Origin of the sequence: Klenkia sp. PcliD-1-E (genome assembly GCF_024124375.1) — a bacterium.
Classification (GTDB): Bacteria; Actinomycetota; Actinomycetes; order Mycobacteriales; family Geodermatophilaceae; genus Klenkia.
Genome location: NZ_JAMXRZ010000094.1, coordinates 1 through 16,759 on the forward strand (window position 1 = coordinate 1; position 16,759 = coordinate 16,759).

The 16,759-nt window shown below is 75.2% G+C and carries 14 protein-coding genes and 1 riboswitch; of the genes, 6 read left to right on the forward strand and 8 right to left on the reverse strand.

From position 1 onward, the window contains the following. Positions 1-125 precede the first annotated feature (125 nt). The 3 genes from NH342_RS16855 to NH342_RS16865 are packed head-to-tail and all read left to right on the forward strand — an operon-like array spanning position 126 to position 1,920. Positions 126-662, forward strand: a complete 537-nt coding sequence (locus NH342_RS16855; protein ID WP_253016432.1) for a histidine phosphatase family protein — start codon at positions 126-128, stop codon at positions 660-662. Continuing rightward, positions 659-1,180, forward strand: coding sequence for a bifunctional adenosylcobinamide kinase/adenosylcobinamide-phosphate guanylyltransferase (gene cobU, locus NH342_RS16860; protein ID WP_253016434.1), 522 nt, complete (start codon positions 659-661; stop codon positions 1,178-1,180). Before NH342_RS16855 ends, cobU begins: the two co-directional genes overlap by 4 nt. Next, positions 1,177-1,920 (forward strand): adenosylcobinamide-GDP ribazoletransferase, encoded by a 744-nt coding sequence (locus NH342_RS16865; protein WP_253016436.1) that lies wholly within the window; start codon positions 1,177-1,179, stop codon positions 1,918-1,920. Before cobU ends, NH342_RS16865 begins: the two co-directional genes overlap by 4 nt. Positions 1,921-1,950: 30 nt before the next feature. On the opposite strand, the gene NH342_RS16870 is transcribed toward NH342_RS16865, so the two are convergent. From NH342_RS16870 to NH342_RS16895, 6 genes are all read right to left on the reverse strand, one after another. After that, positions 1,951-2,529 carry an FKBP-type peptidyl-prolyl cis-trans isomerase gene (locus NH342_RS16870; protein ID WP_253016438.1) on the reverse strand — a complete coding sequence of 193 codons (579 nt, stop codon included), beginning with the start codon at positions 2,527-2,529 and terminating at the stop codon, positions 1,951-1,953. A gap of 98 nt (positions 2,530-2,627) precedes the next feature. After that, positions 2,628-6,236 (reverse strand): cobaltochelatase subunit CobN, encoded by a 3,609-nt coding sequence (gene cobN, locus NH342_RS16875; RefSeq protein WP_253016440.1) that lies wholly within the window; start codon positions 6,234-6,236, stop codon positions 2,628-2,630. 51 nt (positions 6,237-6,287) lie between these two features. Continuing rightward, positions 6,288-6,354, reverse strand: a riboswitch (cobalamin riboswitch). Between the two features lie 25 nt (positions 6,355-6,379). Further along, positions 6,380-8,113, reverse strand: coding sequence for a SpoIIE family protein phosphatase (locus NH342_RS16880; RefSeq protein ID WP_253016442.1), 1,734 nt, complete (start codon positions 8,111-8,113; stop codon positions 6,380-6,382). A gap of 45 nt (positions 8,114-8,158) precedes the next feature. Then, positions 8,159-9,814: a class I adenylate-forming enzyme family protein gene (locus NH342_RS16885; RefSeq protein ID WP_253016444.1), complete on the reverse strand. Its 1,656-nt coding sequence runs from the start codon at positions 9,812-9,814 to the stop codon at positions 8,159-8,161. Beyond that, positions 9,811-10,779, reverse strand: coding sequence for a cyclase family protein (locus NH342_RS16890; protein WP_253016446.1), 969 nt, complete (start codon positions 10,777-10,779; stop codon positions 9,811-9,813). Before NH342_RS16890 ends, NH342_RS16885 begins: the two co-directional genes overlap by 4 nt. A gap of 85 nt (positions 10,780-10,864) precedes the next feature. Next, positions 10,865-11,755 (reverse strand): TetR family transcriptional regulator, encoded by an 891-nt coding sequence (locus NH342_RS16895; RefSeq protein ID WP_253016448.1) that lies wholly within the window; start codon positions 11,753-11,755, stop codon positions 10,865-10,867. An 86-nt stretch (positions 11,756-11,841) separates the two neighbouring features. Here NH342_RS16895 and NH342_RS16900 point away from each other — a divergent pair, with 86 nt between their 5' ends. Both NH342_RS16900 and NH342_RS16905 read left to right on the forward strand, forming a co-directional pair. After that, the gene (locus tag NH342_RS16900) at positions 11,842-13,077 is read left to right on the forward strand and encodes an acyl-CoA dehydrogenase family protein (protein ID WP_253016450.1); all 1,236 of its coding nucleotides are present in this window, start codon (positions 11,842-11,844) and stop codon (positions 13,075-13,077) included. Positions 13,078-13,254: 177 nt separating this feature from the next. After that, a complete protein-coding gene (locus NH342_RS16905) occupies positions 13,255-14,166 on the forward strand; it encodes an NAD(P)/FAD-dependent oxidoreductase (protein ID WP_253016452.1) in 912 nt (303 codons plus the stop codon). Here NH342_RS16905 and NH342_RS16910 read toward each other — a convergent pair. Both NH342_RS16910 and NH342_RS16915 read right to left on the reverse strand, forming a co-directional pair. Then, positions 14,153-14,908: a putative protein N(5)-glutamine methyltransferase gene (locus tag NH342_RS16910; RefSeq protein WP_253016454.1), complete on the reverse strand. Its 756-nt coding sequence runs from the start codon at positions 14,906-14,908 to the stop codon at positions 14,153-14,155. The two genes, NH342_RS16905 and NH342_RS16910, sit on opposite strands and share 14 nt — an antisense overlap. Continuing rightward, the gene (locus NH342_RS16915; protein WP_253016456.1) at positions 14,905-16,275 is read right to left on the reverse strand and encodes a DUF2254 domain-containing protein; all 1,371 of its coding nucleotides are present in this window, start codon (positions 16,273-16,275) and stop codon (positions 14,905-14,907) included. Before NH342_RS16915 ends, NH342_RS16910 begins: the two co-directional genes overlap by 4 nt. Positions 16,276-16,346: 71 nt before the next feature. On the opposite strand from NH342_RS16915, the gene NH342_RS16920 reads away from it, so the two are divergent. Continuing rightward, positions 16,347-16,759 (forward strand): hypothetical protein (locus NH342_RS16920; RefSeq protein ID WP_253016458.1); only part of this gene is annotated, 413 nt, incomplete at its 3' end.

The following is a 16,759-nucleotide window of genomic DNA, read 5'->3' on the forward strand; positions in this document are numbered from 1 at the left end:
CGGCCGGGCGGCTGCGGGGGGCGCCGCGCCGGGCGCCGAGGGCGGCCGCGCCGGGGCCGTCGGTGGGTGGCCGCATCGGGATGGTCACCCGGGGCACGGTAACCGGGCCCCTAGGCTCCCCCTCGATGACCACCGTCCTGCTCGTCCGCCACGGACAGAGCACCTGGAACGCCGCGGGCCTCATGCAGGGCCAGACGGCGCACGTGCCGCTGTCCGGGCTGGGGCACGAGCAGGCCCGCGCCGCGGCCGCCGAGCTCGCGCAGCTGCGGCCCGGGGCGATGGTGGCCAGCGACCTGCACCGCGCCGTGCAGACCGCCGAGCACTGCATGGCCGCCACCGGGCGCCGGTTCACCACCACCCCGGCGCTGCGCGAGCAGGGCTACGGCGTGCTGGAGGGCCGGCCCTCCCGCGAGCTGTGGGACGTCGTGGACTGGACCGACGTGCACTGGGCGGCCGAGGGCGGGGAGTCCCTCGCCCAGCTGCACGCCCGGGTGGCCGCCTACCTGTCGGACCTGCAGGCCGCTCCCCCGGCCGACGTCGTCGCCCTGGTCACCCACGGCGACACGATCCGGGCCGCGCAGGCCGTCGTCGCCGGCGGCGGCCCCGAGGCGATGCCGCACACCACCCCGCACAACGGCTCGATCACCCGGCTCGAGCTGTGAGCCGCACGCTGGTGCTGGGCGGCTCCCGGTCCGGGAAGTCCGCGCACGCCGAGTCGCTGCTCGAGGGCCGGGACGACGTCACCTACCTGGCCACCTCCGACCCCCGCCCGGACGACGCGGAGTGGACCGCCCGCATCGCCGCCCACCGCGCCCGCCGGCCGGCGACCTGGGCCACCAAGGAGACGACCAACCCCGGCGAGCTGGTGCTGCCCGGCACCTACCTGGTCGACTCGGTCACCACCTGGGTGACGGCGATGATGGACGCCAGCGGCGTGTGGGACGGCGGCCGGCGCGCCCACGACCGGCTCTCCCGGCGGGTGGACGAGCTGCTCGAGGCGTGGGTGATGACCCCGGCGCACGTGGTGGCGGTCAGCGACGAGGTCGGCCTCGGCGTCGTCCCCGAGACCACCTCGGGCCGGCTGTTCCGCGACACCCTGGGCACGGTCAACCAGCGGCTGGCCGCCACCGCCGACGAGGTGTGGTTCGTCGTCGCCGGGCTGCCCCAGCGCCTGCGGTGAGGGCCGCCTTCGCCTGGCTGACCGTCGCCCGCGTGCGGGGCAACCCGTCGCCGCAGGGTGTGCTGCCGTGGGCGCCGCTGGTCGGGCTGGTGCTGGGTGACCTCGCCTCCCTCTCCGGCTGGCTGGGCGCCCGGTACGCCTCCCCGCTCATCGGCGCAGTGCTGGCGGTCGGGCTGCTGGCCTGGCTGACCCGTGGCCTGCACCTGGACGGGCTGGCCGACACCGCCGACGGCCTGGGCCCGCTGCGCGGCAGGGAGCGGGCGCTGGAGGTCATGCGCGCCGGGGACGTCGGGCCCTTCGGCGTCGCCGTGCTGGTGCTCACCCTGCTGCTGCAGGTCGCCTGCCTGGCCTCGCTGCTCACGGTGGACGGCGGCTGGCTGGCGCTGTGGACCGCGGTGGTCGCCGCCCGGCTGGCCATGTCCCGCTGCGGCCTGCCCGGCGTCCCCGTCGCGGCGGGCTCGTCGCTGGCCGCGGCCGTCGCCGGCACGGTGTCGCGGGTGTGGCTGGCCGGCTGCGCCGTCGTCGCCGTCCTCTGCGTGCTCGGGACGGCGGCCTGGCTGGGCGACCTCGCGCTCGGCGCCCGGCTGGTGGCGGCCGGCGCGCTGGGGCTGGTCGGTGGCGAGCTGCTGCACCGGCGGGCCCGCGCGCGGCTGGGCGGGGTGAACGGCGACGTCATGGGCGCCACCGGCGAGGTCACGGCGACCGCGGTCCTGCTCGCGGCCGCCGTCCTCCTGCGCTGAGCAGCCGCGACGTGGAATCGCCGGGGCGCGTCAGCTGACGGAGACCAGGTCCACCACGAAGACGAGGGTGGCGCCGCCGGGGATCGGGCCCTGGCCGGCCGGGCCGTAGCCCAGGTCGCTGGGGATGGTGATGACCCGCCGGCCACCCACCGCCATGCCCTGCACGCCCTGGTCGAAGCCCTGGATCACCCGGCCGGCACCGGCGGTGAAGGGCAGCGTGGAGTCCGCGCCCCGGTTCCAGGAGGCGTCGAACGTCTGCCCCGTGTCGTAGAAGGCGCCCACGTACTTCACCTCGACTGCCGACCCCGACTCCGCCACCGGCCCGTCCCCGACCACCACGTCGGCGACCACCAGGCCGCACGGCGGCGGGGCGTCGGTCCCGGTCACCTCCGGCTGCACGGAGAGGTCCGCCGACACCGAGGACGGCGCCTCCGCGGTGGCCGGCGCGCTCGTGCACGCCGCAGCACCGGTCGTCGGCCCCTGGACCGCGGGCGACGAGGTCGTGGCCCCGCCCGACGAGGACGCCGTCCCCCCGTCCGACGAGGAGCCGCACGCGGCCAGCAGCAACGCGGCGGGCAGGACGAGCAGAGCGGTACGACGACGGATCACGGGGTCCTCCACGGGACGGGGCGGTCGAGTGTGCAGTTCGCGGGGTCGAACCGGGTTCGGCGACCCCGCGAACTGCACACTCGCGGGGCCGCGCCGCCTCAGCGGTCGGCCGGGGTGCGGGGGCCGGCCTCCAGGTCGCCCTCGGTCTCCAGGTAGGCCTGCTGCAGCTGGGCCAGGACGTCGGGGTCCGGTGAGGCCCACAGAGACCGGTCCACGGCCTCCAGCAGCCGCTCGGCGATGCCGTGCAGCGCCCAGGGGTTGGACTCCTCCAGGAACGCCCGGTTCTCCGGGTCCAGCACGTAGCTCTGGGTCAGCTTCTCGTACATCCAGTCGGCGACCACCCCGGTCGTGGCGTCGTAGCCGAACAGGTAGTCCACCGTCGCGGCCATCTCGAAGGCGCCCTTGTAGCCGTGCCGGCGCATCGCGGCGATCCACTTCGGGTTGACCACCCGGGCGCGGAACACCCGCGAGGTCTCCTCGACCAGCGAGCGGGTGCGCACGTGCTCGGGCCGGGTGGAGTCGCCGACGTAGGCCTTGGGCGAGGCGCCGGTCAGCGCGCGCACCGTGGCGACCATCCCGCCGTGGTACTGGAAGTAGTCGTCGGAGTCGGCGATGTCGTGCTCGCGGGTGTCGATGTTCTTGGCCGCCACCGCGATCCGCCGGTACGCCGTCTCCATGTCACCGCGCGCGGCGACGCCGTCCAGGTCGCGGCCGTAGGCGTAGCCGCCCCACACCGCGTACACCTCGGCGAGGTCGGCGTCGGTGCGCCAGTCGCGGCTGTCGATCAGCGACAGCAAGCCGGCCCCGTAGGCGCCGGGCTTGGAGCCGAAGACCCGGGTGGTGGCCCGCCGGCGGTCGCCGTGCTCGGCGACGTCGGCGTCCACGTGGGCGCGCACGTAGTTGTCCTCGGGCGACTCCTCCAGGCCGGCGACCAGGGTGACGGCGTCGTCGAGCATGGTCACCACGTGCGGGAAGGCGTCCCGGAAGAACCCGGAGATGCGGACCGTGACGTCGATCCGCGGCCGCTCCAGCTCGGCCAGCGGGATCGGCTCGAGCTCCTTGACCCGGCGCGAGGCCTCGTCCCAGACCGGCCGGACGCCGAGCAGCGCCAGCACCTGGGCGACGTCGTCGCCGCTGGTCCGCATCGCCGAGGTGCCCCACACCGAGAGCCCGACCGACCGGGGCCAGGACCCCTCCTCGGACCGGTAGCGCTCCAGCAGCCCGTCGGCCAGGCCCTGCCCGGTCTCCCAGGCCAGCCGCGAGGGCACGGCGCGCGGGTCGACGGAGTAGAAGTTCCGCCCGGTCGGCAGCACGTTGACCAGCCCGCGCAGCGGCGAACCCGACGGCCCGGCCGGGACGTACCCGCCGTCCAGGGCGTGCAGGGCCAGGTCGATCTCGTCGGTGGTGCGGGCGAGCCGGGGCACCAGCTCGTCGACGGCGAAGTGCAGCACCCGCTCGACCTCGGCGTGCGGCGCGCCCAGGACGTCGAGCACGACCGGGGCGACGGCGGAGGACACCCAGCCGGCGTCCTCCAGGCCCTGCACCAGCGCCAGCGCCCGGGCCTCGACCGCATCGGTCTCCGCCAGGCCCGCCGTCCCGTCCTCGGCCAGGCCCAGCGCCTCGCGCAGGCCCGGCATCGCGACCGCGCCGCCCCAGATCTGGCGGGCGCGCAGGATGGCCAGCACCAGGCCGACCCGGGCGTCGCCCTCGGGGGGCGAGCCGAAGACGTGCAGGCCGTCGCGGATCTGGGAGTCCTTGATGGCGCACAGCCAGCCGTCGACGTGCAGGATCATCTCGTCGAACTCGGCGTCGTGCGGCCGGTCCGCGAGGCCCAGGTCGTGGTCCATCTTCGCGGCCTGGATGAGCGTCCAGATCTGCTGGCGGATGGCCGGCAGCTTCGGCGGGTCCATCGCGGCGATGTTGGCGTGCTCGTCGAGCAGCTGCTCCAGCCGGGCGATGTCGCCGTAGGAGTCGGCGCGGGCCATCGGCGGCACCATGTGGTCGACCAGCACGGCGTGCGCCCGGCGCTTGGCCTGCGACCCCTCGCCCGGGTCGTTGACCAGGAACGGGTAGACCACCGGCAGGTCGCCCAGCGCGGCGTCGGGCGCGCAGGACGCCGAGAGCCCGACGGTCTTGCCCGGCATCCACTCCAGGTTGCCGTGCTTGCCCACGTGCACCAGCGCGTGCGCGCCGAACTCCGAGCGCAGCCAGTGGTAGGCGGCCAGGTAGTGGTGGCTGGGCGGCAGGTCGGGGTCGTGGTAGATCGCGATCGGGTTCTCGCCGAACCCGCGCGGGGGCTGCACCATCACCACGACGTTGCCGGCCCGCAGCGCGGCGAAGACGATGCAGTCGTCGGTCGGGTCGACGAACAGCTGCCCCGGCGGCGGGCCCCAGTGCTCGACCATGCGGTCGGTGAGCTCGGCGGGCAGGGTGTCGAACCAGGCGCGGTACGCCGCGGCGGGGATGCGCACCGGGTTGCCGGACAGCTGCTCGGCGGTGAGCCAGTCGGGGTCCTGGCCGCCGGCCTCGATGAGCGCGTGCACCAGGGCGTCGCCGTCCAGGTCCGCGACGCCGGGCAGCGAGCCGGGCCCGTCGAACGGGCCGATGTCGTAGCCCTGCCCGGCCATGGCGGCCAGCAGCCGGACGACGGAGGCGGGCGTGTCCAGCCCCACCGCGTTGCCGATCCGGGCGTGCTTGGTCGGGTACGCCGACAGCATCACCACGACCTTGCGCTGCGCGGGCGGGGTGTGCCGGAGCCGGGCGTGGGCGACGGCGATCCCGGCGACGCGGGCGGCGCGCTCGGGGTCGGGCACGTAGGAGGTCAGGCCGTCGGCGTCGACCTCCTTGAAGGAGAAGGGCACGGTGATGACCCGGCCGTCGAACTCGGGGATGGCGACCTGGTTGCCGACGTCGAGCGGGGAGAGGCCGTCGTCGTTGCCGGCCCAGGTCTCGCGGTCGCTGCCCAGCACCAGGCCCTGGATCACCGGGACGTCGAGGCGGGCGAGCTCGCCGACGTCCCAGGCGCCGTCGTCCCCACCGGCCTGGGCGGTGGCCGGCCGCGAACCGCCGGCGGCGAGCACGGTGACGACCATGGCGTCGACGGTGCGCAGCACCTCGAGCATCGTGGGGTCCACCGACCGCAGCGAGGCGCAGTACACCGGTACGGGGACCCCGCCGGCGGTCTCGACCTCGGCGCAGAGGGTGTCGACGAACGCGGTGTTCCCGGCCAGGTGGTGCGCCCGGTAGTACAGGACGGCGATCCGCGGCCCGGTCACCGTGGTGGCCCGCTCGACGACGCCCCAGTCGGGGGCGACGGCCGGCGCCTCGAAGCCCTCGCCGTCCAGCAGCACGGTGTCGGCGAGGAACCGGTGCAGCTGCACGATGTTGTCCGGGCCGCCCTGCGCGAGGTAGGCGTGCGCCTCGGTGGCCACGCCCATCGGCACGGTCGAGAGCTCCATCAGCTCGGCGTCGGGCAGCTGCTCCCCGCCCAGCACCACGACCGGGACGCCGAGGTCCAGCAGCGGGCGGACCATGTCCTCGTACTTCCGCCGGGACCCCAGGATCCGGAAGACCACGAGGTCGGTGCCGCGGGCGAACTCGACGAGGTCGCCGACGCGGTAGGGGTTGCCCAGCCGCCAGTCCGAGTCGCTCGTGCGGGCGGCCAGCAGGTCGGTGTCGGACGTGGAGAGCAGCGTGAAGGTGCGCACCGTGAGCCTTCCCCCGGGTCCGCGCCCGGAGTTCGTGGGGCACGGCAGCCGCAGTGTCTGGCTCCCCCGGGGAGGGGTCACAGTGGCGGGACCGCACCGGGATCGCACCGGTTTCCTGCGCACTGCCGTGGTTGGGCGCGACGCTACCCGGCGGGGCTGGGCACCTCGGGCACGACGGCCGGGCCGGCCTCCCGCGGGCGGGGCAGGTCCTCGGCGTGGGCGCGCAGCGCGATCAGCGCGACGTCGTCCTCGGGGTGGCGCGGCACGGTGGCCAGCACCCGGTCGCACAGCTCGTCCAGGCCCACCCCGGCGCGCACCAGCCGGCCCACGGTCTGCACGAGCCGGGCGGTGCCGGCGTCCAGGTCGCTGCCGCGCCGCTCGACGAGGCCGTCGGTGTGCAGCAGCAGCGTGCTGCCCGGCGCCAGCGGGACCTCGTGGTCGTGCCGGGGGGCGGTGTGGTCGACGCCGAGCAGCAGGTCGCGGCCCTCCAGCAGCACCACCTCGCCGTCGGCGTCGACCAGCAGGGGTGCAGGGTGCCCGGCGTTCGACCAGCGCAGCAGCCGGCCCCCGGGGACCTGCTCCACCCGGGCGACCAGCACGGTGGCCAGCGTGCCGACGTCGAGGCCGGTGACCGCGCGGTCGAGGGTGGTGAGCACCTCCGCCGGCGCGCCGCCCGAGGCCCACACGATGCCGCGCAGCACGTTGCGCAGCTGCCCCATCGCCGCGGCCGCCTCCCGGTCGTGACCGGTGACGTCGCCGATGACCAGGTGGGTGGCGCCGTCGGGACCGAGGAAGGCGTCGTACCAGTCGCCGCCGACCTGCGCCTCGGCCGCGGCCGGCAGGTACCGCGGCACGACGTGCAGGTGGTCGGGCTCGGGCGGTGCGGTGAGCAGCGAGCGCTGCAGCGTCTCGGCCAGGCGGGCCACCGCCGACGCGGCGGCGGCCGCGGCCTCGGTCGAGGCGATCCGGGTCAGCGTCTGGGCGGTGAGCGCGCCCAGCGCCCCGACGAACTCCCGGTCGGCCGGCCGCCAGTGCCGGTCGACGCGGTGCCCCAGCGCCAGCGACCCGATGAGCCGCCGGGCCGAGCGCAGCGGCACCGAGCACCCCGACCGCACGCCGGACCGGCGCCAGATCCCGACCCCACCGGGGAACTGCGCCGCGGCGGCCTCCAGGTCGGGCACGAAGTGCGCCCGGCCGTGGACGGCGGAGTCGACCATCGGCAGCGGGAACCCCGCGGGCAGCCGCCGCACGGTGTCGACCGTCTCGGCGTCCAGCGGGGCGTCGACGTAGGTGGTCACGGCCGACCCGTCGTCGTCGGTCAGGCAGAGGATGACCCCGGTGGTGCCCAGCGCCTGGGACGCGTGCCGGGTGACCACCGCCAGCGCGGCGCCGACGGTCTCGGTGCCGCCCAGCTCCTCGGCGACCCGCACCAGGCCGGCCATCCGGGTGGCGTCGGCGAACTGCTGCTGGGCGGCCTCGCGGCCGTCGGTGACGTCGACGTTGGTGCCGACCATCCGCACGGGGGCGCCGGTGTCGTCCGGGAGGACCCGGCCCAGCGCCGCGACCCACCGCACGGCGCCGTCGGGGTGCACGACCCGGAACTCCACGTCCAGCAGGTCACCGCCGACGATGGCCTCGTCGAGCGCGCCCTGCACGACCGGCCGGTCGTCGGGGTGGATGGCCAGGTCGATGTCGGCGACGGTGCCGGAGAGCTCGACGCCGGTCAGCCCGAAGATGGCCCGGCTGCGGTCGTCCCAGACCAGCTCGTCGGTGACCAGGTCCCAGTCCCACAGGCCCAGGCCCGCGGCGGCGGTCGCGACCGCGAGCCGCGCCTGGAGCACGACCCGGTCGCTGCCATCACCACGCGTCGTGGTCACGCGTGCAGTATGCGGTACGGAACCTGCCGGAAGGGAGTGCCGCGCTCACCCCCGGGCACGCAGCTCGCGCCGGAGGATCTTCCCCGTGGTGGTCTTGGGCAGCTCCTCGACCACCTCGACGTACCGCGGGTACTTGTAGGCCGCCATCCGCTCCTTCGCCCAGGCGATGACCTCGTCGGGGTCGACGGCGGCCCCCGGCTTGGCGGAGACGTAGGCCTTGACCGTCTCGCCGCGCACCTCGTCGGGGATGCCCACCACGGCGACCTCGCGGACGGCGGGGTGCCCGTAGAGCACGTCCTCCACCTCGCGCGGCCACACCTTGTAGCCGGCCGCGTTGATCATGTCCTTCTTGCGGTCGACCAGGAAGAACCAGCCCTGGGCGTCCATGAAGCCGACGTCGCCGGTGCGCAGCTCCCCGCCCGGGATGGACTCTGCGGTGGCGTCGGGCCGCTCCCAGTACCCGGGCACGACCTGCGGCCCCGAGGTGGCGAACTCGCCCACCTCGCCGACGGGGACCTCCTCGCCGTCCTCGCCGAGCACCCGGACGACGGTGTCGTAGACCGGCACCCCGACGCTGAGCGCACCCGAGTTCTCGTCGACCGGGGCCTTCACGCCCATCGGCACGCCGTGCGAGGGGCTGTTGGTCTCGGTCAGCCCGTAGATGTTGTGCACGTAGACGCCGAGCTTCTCCTCCAGCTGGTCGGTCACCGCCGGCGCGATCGGCGCGCCGCCGGAGTAGACCGCCCGCAGGGAGGAGAAGTCCTCCCGGGCGGCGCCCTCGGCGTTGCCGAGGGCGATGAACACCGCGATGGCCCCGACGGTGAACGTCGGCCGGTGCTCCCGGATCGCCTCCAGGACGACGTCGGGGTGGAACCGGTGCGCGATGACCAGCGGGCAGCCCACCAGCATCGCGATGGCCACGTGCCCGATCAGCCCGGTGATGTGGAACAGCGGGGCGACGCCCAGCACCACGTCGTCCGGGCCCAGCCGCATCCACTCGCGGTAGGTGCAGGCGTTGAACGTCATCGTCGAGTGCGTGTTCATCGCACCCTTGGGCCGGCCGGTCGTGCCCGAGGTGTAGGTCAGCACGCCGATGTCGTCCCCGGACAGCTCCACCGGCGGCGGCCGCTGCCCGGCGAACCGGGTGACCAGGCCGTCGAGGTCCGTGGTGCCCTCGGGGGTGGACTTCGTCGTGCCCTCGAACAGCCGGGGGTCGGCGCGGGTCTGGTGGTCCAGGCCCGAGCAGGTGATGACCGTGCGCACCGACGTCTCCGGCAGCACCCCGCGGGCCACGGTGTCGTACAGCTCGTCCAGGCACAGCAGCGCGGTGGCCCCGGAGTCGGTGAGCAGGTAGGTCAGCTCGGCGGCCTTGTTCATCGGGTTGATGGCCACCGCCGCGCCGCCGGCCTTCCACGCGCCGAGCAGCCCGATGACGAACGCCGGGTCGTTCTGCACGTACAGGCCCATCCGGTCGCCGCGGGCGAACCCGCCCTCCAGCAGCCCCAGGGCGAGGGCGTCGGAGGCCGCGTCGAGGTCGGCGTAGGTCAGCGTGCCGTCGAAGTAGCGGATCGCCACCGCGTCCGGGGTCGCCGACACCGTGGCCCGGAAGACGTCGAGCAGGGTGGCGTGCTCGGGGGTGATCGAGGCCGGCTGGCCGTCGGAGTAGAGGGCCAGCCACGGCTTGTCGGTGTAGACGCTCACTTGATCGCCAGCGGGTTCACCGGCGACCCCGAGCCCAGGTGCACCTTCAGCGGGGCGGCGGCGTACAGGAACGTGTACTGGCCGTCCGCGGCGCAGCTGTCGGCGAGGGTCTCCAGGTCGGCGATCTCGGTGAGGGTCACGCCGAGGTTGCGCATCAGCGCGCTGTGCAGGGGCAGCGCCGTCCCGTTGTTGGGGTCGAAGGTGACCTCGTTGGCGATGGTGTCGGTGACCAGGTTGGGGATCTCCATGTCCTGGAACCACTGCACCAGCTCGGGGCTGTAGACCAGGCCCGGCTCGCAGAACCCCTCGTAGAACGCCTCGCCCTGGTCGTGGAACAGCTGCAGGAAGTTCGTGCGGATGACAAGCACGTCCCGCTTCTGGATCTCGGTGCCCTGGGCCCGCGCGCACTCCTCCAGGTCGGTGTGCGTGAAGGTCTCGGCCTTGTCCAGCGTGCGCTTGCCGCGGAAGCGGGCCATGTCCAGCAGGATGCCGCGGCCGACGACGCCCTTCTGCGCGATCGGCTCGACGCTGGCCTTCTGCAGGCCGCCGACGGTGGTGCGGGCGTCGAACCCGTTCCAGATCTTGCCGCCGTACCAGACGTGGCCCAGCGCGTCGTACTGCGTCGAGCCCTGCAGGAAGGCGTTGATCTTGTCGTCGGCGTAGTGCAGGCCGCCCGGGTAGGCGGGGGCGTCGTCGCCGTCCCAGGTGGACTCGTCGAGGACCTGGGTGCGCTCGGCCGGGGTGCGGCCGGGCCACACCGGGTCGCCCTTCGGGTCGCCGATGAGGCGCTGCAGCGTGTGCACCTCGCCCTTCGTCACGTGCGCGATGCCGCGCAGCACCTCGTCGGCGGTGAGGTAGTTCAGCGCGCCCACCTCGTCGTCGGGACCCCACTTGCCCCAGTTGGTGGGCGAGTCGGCGAGCAGGTCGGTCAGGTCGGGGACCGCGGGCTTCTCGGTGCTGGTCATGTCGTCTCCTCGTCGAGCGGCAGGGACCGGCACGACCGGACGATCGTCCGGTCGGCGCTGGCGTGCAGGATGATGCAGGTCACACTCACGGGTGGTCAAGGCGCACGCCGTCGTCGCGCAACGGTGGGCGACCCAGCAGCCGGAGCGCGTACTCGACGTACTGCTCGGCGAGGTCCTCCGGGCTCAGCGGGCCGTCGGGCCGGAACCACTGCGGGATCGCGGTGCACAGCGTGACGACCGCGCGGGCACCCGCCCGCGGGTCGGCGACCGACAGCTGCCCGATGGCCACGGCGGCGGCCACCTCCTCGTCGACGGCCCGCTGCTGGGTCCGCCGGATCGCGGCCACCCGCTGGTAGTCCGCCGGCGCCAGGCTGCGCATCTCGCTGGCGCCGAGGAAGGCCGTGGCCCGCCGGTGGGAGTGGAACAACGCCAGGCACTCCACCAGCAGCGCGACCCGCTGCACCGGGTCGGCACCCTCCGCCCGGGCGGCCCGGACCCGGGCGTCCAGGTCGGCCATCGTGCGGTCCAGCAGCGCGACGAGCATGTCGTACTTGCTCTCGTAGTAGTGGTAGAGCCCGGAGACCGACAGCCCGGCCCGCGCGGCGATCGTGCGGATGGTGGACCCGTGGTAACCCACCTCGACGAACCCGGCGAGGGCAGCGGTCAGCGCCGGGTCCAGCCGCAGCGGGCCGTAGCTGCGCCAGTCGCCGTCCAGGGCGGCCGGCGGCCCGGGGGCCGGGAGCCCGCTGAGGACGCCGGGGCCCGGGCCACGGCCGTCGGGGTCGAACACCCGGGCCACCGGGACGCCGAGCAGCTCGGCGACGGCGGCCACCCGGACGGCGCTGATGCCGGTGTGCCCGTTCTCCACCGCGCTCAGCGTCGCCGGGCTCACCCCGAGGCCGGCCGCCAGCGCGCGCAGGCTGATCCCGCGCACGGTGCGCAACCGGCGGATGGCGGCACCGATCTCCGCGACCACGGCTCCCTTCCTCCCCCGGGACGGTCGGACCCCGCTGCTAGCGTGCCGCCACCGTGCACCGGCGCACGTGTTCAGGAAGGCTGATCATGACCCACTCCCTCGCCACCCCGTCAAGCCGTGCGACCGACCTGCACGCCCGGATGGTGGACTTCCTGCGCGAGAAGGTGCTGCCGGCCGAGGCCGGGTACGAGCGGTCCCGCCGCGAAGCCGGTCCCCACGGCCACGACGTGCCGCCGGTCGTCGAGGAGCTCAAGGCCGAGGCGAGGGCGCAGGGCCTGTGGAACCTGTTCCTGCCGAGCGAGTCCGGGCTGACCCAGCTGGAGTACGCGCCGCTGGCCGAGCTGACCGGCTGGAGCCTGGACCTGTTCCCCGAGGCCACCAACTGCGCCGCACCCGACACCGGCAACATGGAGCTGCTGCACCTGCTGGGCACCCCGGAGCAGAAGCAGCAGTGGCTCGAGCCCCTGCTGGCCGGGGAGATCCGGTCGGCGTTCGCGATGACCGAGCCCGCCGTGGCCAGCAGCGACGCCACCAACATCGAGACCCGCATCGAGCGCGACGGCGGCGACTACGTCATCAACGGCCGCAAGTGGTGGACCTCGGGGGTGCTCGACCCGCGCTGCGCCGTGCTGGTGGTCATGGGCAAGACCGACCCGGCTGGGCCCAAGCACCGGCAGCAGTCGATGCTCGTCGTCCCCCGCGACACCCCGGGCATCACGGTGGAGCGCGACCTGCCGGTCTTCGGCCAGCACGACCAGCACGGGCACGGCGTGGTGCGCTTCGACGACGTGCGGGTGCCGGTCTCGTCGGTCCTCGGCGAGGAGGGCGGCGGGTTCGCCGCCGCGCAGGCCCGGCTCGGACCCGGCCGCATCCACCACTGCATGCGTGCCCTCGGCGCGGCCGAGCGGGCGCTGGCGATGATGGTGGCCCGGGTGACCGAGCGGGTCGCGTTCGGCAAGCCGCTGGCCGAGCAGGGCGTGGTGCAGCAGCAGATCGCCGAGAGCCGCATCGAGCTGGACCAGGCCCGGCTGATCTGCCACCAGGCCTGCCAGGTCATCGACGACCACGGCAACAAGGCGGCCAAGGACCTGGTCGCGATGGCCAAGGTCGCCGTGCCGCGAGCGGCGTCGTCGGTCATCGACCGGGCGATCCAGACCCACGGCGGCGCCGGGGTCACCGACGTCACCCCGCTGGCCGCGATGGCCGGCTGGCACCGCGCGATGCGGCTGTTCGACGGGCCCGACGAGGTGCACCTGCGCTCGCTGGCGAAGTCCGAGCTGGGCCGCGAGCCGCTGGTCCCCCTCCCCCGCGTCACCGTCTGACGGCGGGGCCGGGCAGCCACAGCCTGGGTCGACCCGCGCCCCCGCCCCTTCCTCCGTGCCACAACGCGGACGAAGGGGTGGCGAGGTGGGTCGACCCGCAGGAGAACAGCTGCGATGGTTTGCCGGTTCGGCACGGTTCGTTGCGGCCCCGGCGCGGGCGGCCGCATCGTCGACGGCATGGATGCGGACGTGGTGGTCATCGGTGGGGGTCCGGCGGGGCTGAGCGGGGCGAAGGCACTGGCCCGCTCGCTGCGGTCGGTGGTGGTCGTGGACGACGACCGGCCGCGCAACGCGCCGGCGGACGGGGCGCACAACGTGCTGGGGCACGAGGGCATCGCTCCTCGTGACCTGCTGGCCATCGGCCGGCGGGAGCTCGAGGCGTACGGCGGGCGGGTGGTGGGCGGCCGGGTGGTCGACGCCCGGCGCACCGACGGCGGGTTCGAGGTCGAGCTGGCCGACGGCGCGGTGCTGACGGCCCGCCGGCTGCTGCTGGCCGGCGGCGGGGTGGACGAGCTCCCCGACGTCCCCGGCCTGGTGGAGCGGTGGGGTCGGGACGTGCTGCACTGCCCGTACTGCCACGGCTACGAGGCGCGCGGCCGGGCGATCGGCGTGCTGGCGACCAGCCCGATGTCGGTGCACTCGGCACTGATGTTCTCCCAGCTCAGCCCGGACGTCGTCCTCGTCGCGCACGGGTACGACCCGACCGCCGAGGAGCGGGCCACGCTGGCCGCGCGCGGCGTGCGGGTGGTCGAGGGCACCGTGGCCGGGGTGGAGGTGACCGACGACCGGCTGTCGGGCGTCCGGCTGGCCTCCGGCGAGGTGGTGGCCCGCGAGGCCCTGGTCGTCACGACCTTCGTCCGGGCCCGCACCGACCACCTGGCCGGGCTGGACCTGCCGGTCGAGGACCTGCGGATGGGCGACCTGGTGCTGGGCACGAAGGTCGTCGCCGAGCCCACCGGGAGGACCCCGGTGCCGGGCGTGTGGGCGGCGGGGAACGCGGTGGAGCCGATGGGCCAGGTGGTCGCCGCGATGGCCGCCGGGCTGATGGCCGGCGCCCAGCTGAACATGGACCTGATCACGAACCCCTGACCCGGGTGCCGACGACGACCGCGGCGCCGCGGTCGTCGTCGGTGACCAGCCGCGCGGCCAGCCCGCCGGCGGCGACCGCGGCCAGCGTGCCGTCGGCCTGGACGTCGCTGGTCTCCAGCAGCAGCGAGCCGCCCGGGGCGAGCCAGCCCCCCGCCCCGGCGGCGACGCGGCGGTGCAGGTCCAGCCCGTCGGCGCCGCCGTCCAGCGCCGCCGTCGGCTCGTGGTCCCGGGCCTCGGGCGGCATGCCGGCGATCGCGGCGGTGGGCACGTAGGGCGCGTTCACGCAGAGCAGGTCGACCCGCCCGCGCAGGGTGCCCGGCAGGGCGTCGAACAGGTCGCCGGCCCGGGCGTCGACCCCGTTGCGGCGGGCGCAGGCCACCGCGACGGGGTCGACGTCCGCGGCGACCAGCTCGACGTCCCCGAGGCCCGCGGCCACCGCCAGCCCGACCGCGCCGGAGCCGCAGCACAGGTCGACGACCACCTGGCCGCCGAGGGCCACCGCCTGCTCGACCAGCAGCGCGGTGCGCTGGCGGGGCACGAAGACACCGGGGTCCAGCAGCACCCGGACGCCGGCGAAGGCCGCCCAGCCGAGCACCTGCTCCAGCGGTTCGCCGGCCACCCGCCGGGCGACGAGGGCATCGAGGTCCCGGCCGTCGGCGGCCAGGAGCGCGGCCTCCTCCTCGGCGAACACGCACCCGGCGGCCCGCAACGCGGCCACCACGGCGGCAGGGGCCCCGGTCACCGGTCCAGGGTGCGCTCCCGGGTGGCCGGCGCGGAGGGCCAGGTCGGCTCCCAGCGCCCGGCGAGGGCGTCCTCGACGTCGTCCCGCCACTGCCGCACCTCCGACGCGGACAGGTCGGCGGTGCGGCCGGCCACCACGCCCAGCCGGTCCGACCAGACCGGCAGGCAGTCCCGGGCGCGGTCGCGCGGGGCCCGCCAGGCGAGCTCGCGCAGCACCCCGGCGACCCGGCGCAGCACCGCGGGCGAGCCCTCGGCGTACTGCAGCACCTCCTCCAGCCCCAGCCGGACCAGGGCGGGGAAGTCGTACTGCGGCACCACCAGGCGGACGTCGCCGTCCTCGTCGCGGGTCACCGCCGGGCCGAGGGGGCGGTGCGCCAGGTCCGCGAGCAGCGCCGAGACGTGGCTGAGGGCGTGCACGGCGGTGGTCGGGTCGTTCACCCCGGGGCTGAGCGCGCGGACGGCGATGTCGACGATCTTGCGCAGGCTGTAGGCGATGTCCCGGTCCGAGGTCCGCTCGTGGGCCAGTCGCAGGCCGTCCTCCAGCGCGCGCTGCAGCGGGTCGAGGTCCTTCCCCGGCGGGACCCAGACGTGGGCCACCGGCACCCGGGCCAGCACGGCGTCGCCGATCCGCGGGTCGAGCAGCACGACCGCGCCGGCCTCGGCCGCGGCCCGGGCGATCCGGGCCTCGTCGAGGCCGACCAGGAACCCGCTGGAACCCACGGCCAGCCGCACCGGCACGCCGGGGGGCGCAGGCGGCACCGACGCGTCGGGTTCGCTGCCCAGCTCCTCGTCGTAGGTCCGCATGGCCTCGTCGTGGACGTCGCGCAGCATCGTCTCCACGCGCAGCGACCGGGTGAGGTGACCGAGGAAGAGCAGCAGGGCCACCACCGACCCGAGCGTCAGCAGGTACCCGACCGTGACCGACAACCGTGGCACGAACGCGCTCGAGCCCGAGGTCGCGCTCTCCGTGCGGACGGTGCGGAGCACGGTCAGCGCGTACACGAAGGTCAGCACCAGCTGGCCGAGGGTCAGCTGGACCACCCGGTCGGTGACGAAGGTCTGCAGCACCCGGGGTGAGTACTGGCTGCTGCTCAGCTGGAGGGCCACGACCGTCAGGGAGAACACCAGCCCGGTGACCGAGATCAGCGAACCGGAGATGGAGGACAGCACGTCGCGGGCGGCTGCCGGGCCGCCCCCGAAGACGAAGGTGAGCGGGCTCTGCCCCCGCTCGTCCTCGAGCGCCTCGTCCAGCGCCGGCAACGCGATGCCCAGCCCGATGGCGACCACGACCCCGATGACGGGGATGGGCCACAGCGCGCCGCGGATCGCCCGCCAGATCCGTCGGGCCCAGGTGTCCGGTGTGCGCACCCGGTGATCAGACCACTCCCCGGCCGGTCCGGCAGGTCGCCGTCCCGGTGGCGGCCGAGGACACTGGCCCCGTGCAGCACGGGTGGCGGGAGCTCCTCCCGACGGCGTTCCTGCTGGCCGGCAGCGACGCCGGCGCCCGGGACCTGCTCGCCCGCGGGCTGGTACGGGGCGGCGGGGTCGACGGGGTGGTCCGCGCCCACCTGCGCCGTCGGCTGGGCCGGGAGGTGGTGCTGGCCGGTGCCGCGGAGCCGGCGTGGTGGGTCTCCCCGGCCGACGCCGCGGCCGCCGCGGAGCTGTCCGGCGCGCTGGCCGGGCTCACCCGTGCCGAACGCGCGGCGGTGGTGCTGCGCTGGTTCGAGGACCGCCCGGCCGCCGAGGTGGAGGCGGCCGTGCCCGGTGTCGACCTGCCGGCCCTGCCCGGCCGGCTCGGGGTGCCCGCGGCGGAGCTGCCCGCCCGTCTCGAAGTGCTGGCCGGCACCGCCCG